This window comes from Pseudostreptobacillus sp. (assembly GCF_977040545.1).
On the sequence record NZ_CDRRBS010000062.1, the window covers coordinates 1 to 7,149 of the forward strand.

The 7,149-nt window shown below is 22.4% G+C and carries 9 protein-coding genes; all 9 read right to left on the reverse strand.

All coding sequences use genetic code 11. The features are described 5' to 3' along the window. Positions 1–449: YobI family P-loop NTPase (locus ACWYO2_RS04165; protein WP_455515236.1), on the reverse strand; the 449-nt coding region annotated here is incomplete at its 3' end. Positions 450–674: 225 nt separating this feature from the next. Continuing rightward, entirely contained in the window at positions 675–938 is a 264-nt protein-coding gene (locus ACWYO2_RS04170) for a YobI family P-loop NTPase (RefSeq protein ID WP_455515237.1), read from the reverse strand. Between the two features lie 20 nt (positions 939–958). Next, on the reverse strand, positions 959–1,990 hold the full coding sequence (locus ACWYO2_RS04175) for an AbiH family protein (RefSeq protein ID WP_455515238.1): 1,032 nt from the start codon (positions 1,988–1,990) through the stop codon (positions 959–961). A gap of 107 nt (positions 1,991–2,097) precedes the next feature. After that, positions 2,098–2,982 (reverse strand): phosphatidate cytidylyltransferase, encoded by an 885-nt coding sequence (locus ACWYO2_RS04180; protein ID WP_455515239.1) that lies wholly within the window; start codon positions 2,980–2,982, stop codon positions 2,098–2,100. A gap of 9 nt (positions 2,983–2,991) precedes the next feature. Beyond that, the gene (gene uppS, locus ACWYO2_RS04185) at positions 2,992–3,681 is read right to left on the reverse strand and encodes a polyprenyl diphosphate synthase (protein ID WP_455515244.1); all 690 of its coding nucleotides are present in this window, start codon (positions 3,679–3,681) and stop codon (positions 2,992–2,994) included. Then, the gene (locus ACWYO2_RS04190; RefSeq protein ID WP_455515240.1) at positions 3,674–4,390 is read right to left on the reverse strand and encodes a tRNA1(Val) (adenine(37)-N6)-methyltransferase; all 717 of its coding nucleotides are present in this window, start codon (positions 4,388–4,390) and stop codon (positions 3,674–3,676) included. Before ACWYO2_RS04190 ends, uppS begins: the two co-directional genes overlap by 8 nt. Before the next feature lie 94 nt (positions 4,391–4,484). Then, positions 4,485–5,249: a formate/nitrite transporter family protein gene (locus ACWYO2_RS04195; protein ID WP_455515241.1), complete on the reverse strand. Its 765-nt coding sequence runs from the start codon at positions 5,247–5,249 to the stop codon at positions 4,485–4,487. A 64-nt stretch (positions 5,250–5,313) separates the two neighbouring features. Next, entirely contained in the window at positions 5,314–6,825 is a 1,512-nt protein-coding gene (gene murJ, locus ACWYO2_RS04200) for a murein biosynthesis integral membrane protein MurJ (RefSeq protein ID WP_455515242.1), read from the reverse strand. Continuing rightward, positions 6,815–7,149, reverse strand: a 335-nt coding sequence (locus ACWYO2_RS04205) for a segregation/condensation protein A (protein WP_455515243.1), incomplete at its 5' end; no start/stop codon positions are given. The genes murJ and ACWYO2_RS04205, both read right to left, overlap by 11 nt.

Consider the following 7,149-nt stretch of genomic DNA (forward strand, 5'->3'; position numbering starts at 1 on the left):
TTTATAGTTCTTTCATCGTAAATATAAAAAGAAAGATCATCTAAAAACTTTATTTTTTCATTAGAAATATATTGTTCTAAATCCGTTAATCTAGAAAAAGCATTAAATTTATTTGTTTTATATAAAATTGGAATTGTTATATCAAAAAATTTGCTTTTATCTTCAGGATTGATAAAAATAGTTTCATTACATGAAAATACAAATTTATATATCTCTTTATTTCTATAATTAAGCAAGTTATTAATTAATCTCAATTCATAAAATATAATTTTTTTATCATTAGATTTCAATCTTTCTATATCCTCAAAAACAAATATTGTATTTTCTGAATTTTCAAATAAATATACTATTTCTGAAATATTTTTGTCAAAATAATTTTCATCATCTTTTTCATTATTTTCAAAACTATAATCCCTAATTTTAATTTTATTAAATTCTAAATAATTCAATATTTTTTTTATATTTAGTATTAAAAACGGAAATAATAATGCTAATAAGCAAATCAAATATTTTAACTTTAAAATTTTATATAATATAAATAAAAATATATTAATATAAATAATTATAATTGTTATAATATCCAATTTTCTAATAATTTTAAATTTTGTTTTCCAAATTTTTTTAGAATCAAGTTGTATAAGTAAATTATTTAATATTTTTTTTCTTATATGTTTTTACACTTCTTCATCAGATTTATGATTTTTAATATCATAATCATCTATTAGCAAAGATATATTTATATACTTTTTATTTTTTTGTTTTAAATAGCTCTTTATTAAACTTGTTTTTCCACTTCCATAGCCACCTATTATTCCTATATTAAATATATTACTATCATTAAATGAAAAATTTAGAATTTCCTCATATTGTGATATATCAGCCTCATCAGTTGGACCTAAGTTTTGATATTTCAGTTCATTTTCTTCAAAATTCAACATTATCACCTCATATTTAAATTTTATATATAATTAGAAAATTCATCAATTTCTTTATAAAATAGATTTAAATCATTAATTCGTTTTCCTTTATGTTCTCTTTTTAAATATTCATTCAATAATTTTTCACTATTTTTTTCTATATTTAATCTCTCACTTTTATCATTATTGTATTCAAAATATCTAAATTCTATATCTATATAAAATAATCTTTCTTTAAATTTATTAAATATATTTTTGAAATCACTATAATCTAATTCCGATAATGAATGACCAAATATTATAATTTTATTTATATCATTTGGTAATTCATTTAAATATTTTTTATTTATTGTTTTATTTTCATCATATCTATTTTCTTTTACAAAAAGATTATATTTTTCTGGATATTCTCCATAAAATCCTATACCAAAAATAGGTTCTTTAAACGTTCCATGTATATTAAAAAAATTAGTATCATTAAACTCAGAAAAAAGACATTTCAAATAAGTAGTATAATTAAAAGATATAACATATACTTCTTGATTTTTTAAATTAAAAAAATTATATATTTTATTTTCAAATTCATTTTTTTTATGAATAGCCCAAAAATCTCTGGTCGATATAAAATTATTACCAAAGTTATGTTCAAACTCTTTTAAATGATTCAATAAATATATTTTATATTCTATATTGTTTTTTATACAAGCATCTATCATTTTAATAAACTCTTTATATTTTTCTGAAGTTTTATTAAATTCCAAATAATCTGTGACTACATCTACATAATCTTTAATTTTATTTTCTAAATCTTTCCACATTTTTATATTGTCCTTAACATCTGGAGAAGAAATTAAAAATTGAAAAAATAAATTATCTCTAAATCTTGGTTCTAATCTTTTAAAGTCAATTTTATGTTTTTTTACTTCTTCATTACAAACATTTTTTCCTTCATTTTCTAAATTCTCATTATATGATTTCCAATCTACCTCAAATAAAAAACTCATATAATAACTTGTTTGTAATCCCATAAATAAATCAAATCCATTTCCCAATATAAAAAGTGTTTTATTCATATTTTCTTGCATATTTTCTTGTATAATAATCTATATGTATAGTTATATATTATTTATCATACTCTCCTTTCTTTATTATATTATAACAAACAATAACTACCTTCATATCATATAACAACATATTTAACAAAATAGTAAACCACAGGCATTACAAACATTGCACTATCAAATCTATCAAGAAATCCTCCATGTCCAAGTAAAATAGTCCCACTATCCTTAACTCCAAATTCTCTTTTTAATTTAGATTCAAATAAATCTCCAAGAACTGAAAATAAAGCTATTAATATAGATAATATAATCGCTTCATTTAAAGTTATTTTATCAAATAAATCAGCTTTAAATAATTTTCTATATATATATATAAAACTATAAGTTGATATAAATACTCCTAATATCCCTCCTATAAATCCTTCTATAGATTTTTTAGGACTAATTTTTTCTGAAAGTCTAGTTCTAAATATTTTACCACCAATTAATACTCCCACTATATATGCTAATGTATCACAAGCCCATATAGAAATAAAAGTATAAAGCAGCATAATTTTACCATTATGGAATTCTTCTCTTATTATCATCATATATGATAAGAAGAAGGCAATATATATAATCCCTAATAAAGTATACATTAATTCTTCTGTAGAATTTTTAATTTTTGAACCCAATATTTGAAGTATAGCTATAGCCATAAGGCTAAATATAACAAAAGCTCCACTATCAAAAGCTATTTCAGTTTTATAATTAAATATTCTTAAATATCTAAATAAAATGCTTATATCATGTTTAAAATATATTAAAATAGGTAAAGATACACCTAGCATTATTCCCGTTTTATAATAAACTCCTTTACCTTTATTTCTAAGTATTGTATAAAATTCATACATAGAAATACCTATAACTATTATATTAAAAATTAAAAATGTTATATCTCCTGAAAGAAAAACATAAATCAAAATTGGTACCGTTAAAATTATAACCAACAATCTACTTAACATACTTCACCTCTATTCTTCTACATTTCCATATCTTCTATCTCTATTACAAAAGCTATTTATTGATTTATCTAACTCTTTTTCATCAAAATCTGGCCAAAGTAAATCACTAACATATATCTCTGAATAAGCTATTTGCCATAACATGTAGTTACTTATTCTAAATTCCCCTCCAGTTCTAATTAGTAAATCAGGATTAGGAATAAATGAATTGTATAAATTTTTAGATATATTATCTTCTGTAATATCTTCTCCATTTTCTATTGTTTTTTTAACACTTTCTAATATATCTAATCTTCCACCATAATTAAAACATATATTAAGTACAATACCTGTGTTATTTTTCAGTTTATTTGTGATTTCATCTATGGTTTCATTTAAGGATTTACTTAACCTTTCTCTATTACCACTTATTACAAGTCTAACATTTTGTTCCATAAAATCATTAAACTTATTCTTTAAATATTTATTAAATAACATAAGTATAGTTTCAACCTCTAATCTTGGTCTATTCCAATTTTCAGTAGAAAAAGCATAAACACTTAAATATTTAATTCCTAATTTATCAGAATATTTTAATATTTTTTCTAATGTTTCAACCCCTTTTTTATGCCCTTCAGTTCTTATCATCCCTCTTTTTTTTGCCCATCTACCATTTCCATCCATTATTATTGCTATATGTTTCGGAAGTTTATTATTCATATAATTTTGTGATATACTCATTTCTTTCCCTCTCATTTTTATAAACAAAAATTGGTGACTCCATAACAAAACCAGATTTAACATTTTTCATTATTTCTATCATTGAAATCAATGAACTATCATCATTATACTTAGTATATACTGGTTTCAATCTTTTTATTTCCATATTAGTTCCATTAATATATCCAAGTATTTCCATTAATCTTTCTGTTCTAAATATTAAATAAAGAGAAGCTCTATTTTTAAGTAATACTCTAGATATATCTATAACTTTCTTTATAGATAAAGTATTTTCAAACCTTGCATCATTAATACTAGTCATATTTCTCATATTTTCGATATTTTTTTCTTCAAAATATGGAGGATTTGAAACTATTATATCAAAAGTTTGTTCTTTAAATATTTCTTTATAATTATTTATATCCATATTTATATATTCTAAGTTATCTAATTTTGCATTTTTTCTATTTTCTTGTGATACTATATACGATTCTTCATTCAATTCTACTCCATATACTTTTGCTTTTGATTTTCTAGCAAGTATCATAGAAATTATTCCAAATCCTGATCCTATATCTAATATATTCTTACTTCTTCCATTTATTCTAACAAAATCTGCTAACAAAAGAGAATCTAAAGTTGTTGATTGTAAGCCTTTCTTTTGTATTAAATCAAATCCTGAAATTTTTACAATATATTTATCATCCATTTTTCTCCAATCTGTATATAAATTATATCATAGTTATATATAAATGTACAAATAAAATAAAAAGACTTGCTATATATATAACAAGCCTTACTATCTATTTAACATCCTTATTTAAAAACCAATATGATAATCCTACTACAAATCCTCCACCTAAGAAATTTCCTATAGTAACAAAGAAGAAATTATATAATACTCCTAATAAAGTAACTCCTTCTGCACCATGCATTAATGCAAGTGGTAAATATAACATATTTGCAACAACGTGATCATAACCTAAAACTATAAATAACATTATAGGGAACCATACAGTAAACGCTTTAGAAACTCCATCTTTTGACATATATCCTCCAAGACAAGCACTACTTACTAAAACATTACATAATATTCCTTTTAATATTAAATCATAAGCTCCTGTATTAACTTTATGCTCTGCCATATGTGATAATAATTTTACACCTGCTTCACTTAAAGTTCCTGTTTCGTATGATATGTAAGCTATTATTACTGAACCTATTAAATTGAATATCCAAACTAATGCAAGTATTTCAAACATCTTTTTCCAACTTATTTTTTTATCAAATACACTTACTACCATTAAACAATTACTAGTAAATAATTCAAATCCAAGTAAAACAATTAATATCAGTCCTACTGGGAAAACTGACGCTCCTATGAATTTAGCTACTCCTGCATTAGTTTCTATAAGATCTGCTGAAACTAAAATATTTCCTACTGCTCCAAATGCAATAGCCATTCCTGCAAGTATTGCTGAAATATATAACTTTGGACCTTTCATTTCTTCTCTTTTATGCGTTGCGTGTATAATATATTCTAACAACTCTTTTGATGTTTTTAGCATATACTACTCCTTTCAAATTTTATTCAAATAAAGTATAGCATAAATTTTATAGCTTGTTCAATAATTATTTATCTAAAACCATTTTTCTATCTTTAAAATATTTAATAGAAAAAATACTAAAGTATATTATTATAAAAGCAAGTAATTTAATAACTATTTCTATTCTATTATTTTCAATATTAATCATATTTTCTATTATAAATATACAAATAAAAGAATCTATTAATGATATTAATATAAATTTAAAGTATTTTATTATATCTATTTTTATATATCTCTTATGTAAAGAGATAAATAAAATTACAAAATTCACCATAGCTGAAAATGATGTTGCAAAAGTCAATCCCCTATGAGCAAATTTTTGATACAATAAATAATCTAATAATATATTTAAACCTATACCTACAAAAGAAGATATTACTGGTAATTTTCTATCCTTTTGTGCATAATGTGCTCTCGTTAATAAATGTATACTAGAAAAAAATATTAAACCCAATCCATAAAACTGTAATATTTCTGAAGTAACTTGTACACTTTTTTCATCAAATTTTCCATAATTAAACAATAACATTATTATTTCTTTTGAATAATATATCAATCCCAAACTAGATGGAATTATTAATATAGCCAGAAAATGTAGTCCTCTTTGTATAGTATTTCTAAACAACTCATTATCTTTTTTAACAACAGATCTAGATAAACTTGGAAATATAACCACTGATAGTGATACAGCAAAAACTCCAACTGGTAATAAGTACAATCTTGATGCATAATTTATCGCACTAATCGTCCCTATAGGTAGGGCTCCAGCAAAACTTGTATCCACTAATTCATTTATTTGATATCCAAATATTCCTATTAAAGTTGGTATCATAATAATTAAAAATTTTTTTACATAAGGATCTTTATAATTAAAAATAAAGCTATATTTTTTCATTATTCCAAAAAAAGATGGTAATTGTATTAATACTTGAAACAATCCTGAAAGTAAAAAAGAAATACCAAGGCCATATATACCTATAGTATTTTTTGAAATAAATGATCCTATTATAGTTAAATTGAATACAACTCCAACTAAAGTTGAAATATAGAATTTTCCATAATTATTCAATAATGATGAAACCAATCCTGAAATAGATATAAATAGTAAATAAAAGGACATTATTTTTAATAAATCTGAAGCTAATCCCAATCTTTCTCCTGATTTAAATCCTAAAATATATTTTAATATAAACCCTGAAAATAACATCATTATAACCGACATTGTAAATGAAAAAGATATTAAAAGATTTGTAATATTAAATACAAATTCATTAGCTCTTTCAACATTTTTTTCTTCTTTAATTTCATCATAAATAGGTATAAAAGCCGTTCCAAGTGAACCCTCACCTAATAAAGTTGTAAAAAAATTAGCTATTCTTGATGCTGCAAAATAAGCATCGGTACTTCCTGTAGCTCCAAAATATGTTGCAATTACAACCTCTCTTACAAGTCCTAATATACGACTTAACATATTTATAACCATTACTATAAGGCTAGACTTAAATAATCCACCTCTTTTAACATTATTTGACATCTTTATCCCTTCTAATATAAAAATCATTATTTTCTTGATATATATCAATTTCTCCATTTTTATATAAATCTAATATTGCTAAAAAGAAACTAACTATTCTAATTCTAGAGAAATTCCCCTTAAATAAGCTAGAAAAACTAAAACTATCATCTTTAATAAAATTATTATTAATTTCTTTTAATGCTTCTTCTACACTAAATTCTTCAATAACTTGTATATGAATTCTTTCTTTCATTTCTTTATTATTAAATAATTCTTTAAATATACTTCTTATCATATCTATATTAATATCTTCCAATGAATATTCAATAGCTTCCTTAACTC

Excerpts from the sequence above, each read along its gene's own strand:
- ACWYO2_RS04170 (WP_455515237.1), bottom strand. The coding sequence starts at position 938 with ATGTTGAATTTTGAAGAAAATGAACTGAAATATCAAAACTTAGGTCCA.
- ACWYO2_RS04175 (WP_455515238.1), bottom strand. The coding sequence starts at position 1,990 with ATGAATAAAACACTTTTTATATTGGGAAATGGATTTGATTTATTTATG.
- ACWYO2_RS04180 (WP_455515239.1), bottom strand. The coding sequence starts at position 2,982 with ATGTTAAGTAGATTGTTGGTTATAATTTTAACGGTACCAATTTTGATT.
- uppS (WP_455515244.1), bottom strand. The coding sequence starts at position 3,681 with ATGAATAATAAACTTCCGAAACATATAGCAATAATAATGGATGGAAAT.
- ACWYO2_RS04190 (WP_455515240.1), bottom strand. The coding sequence starts at position 4,390 with ATGGATGATAAATATATTGTAAAAATTTCAGGATTTGATTTAATACAA.
- ACWYO2_RS04195 (WP_455515241.1), bottom strand. The coding sequence starts at position 5,249 with ATGCTAAAAACATCAAAAGAGTTGTTAGAATATATTATACACGCAACG.
- murJ (WP_455515242.1), bottom strand. The coding sequence starts at position 6,825 with ATGTCAAATAATGTTAAAAGAGGTGGATTATTTAAGTCTAGCCTTATA.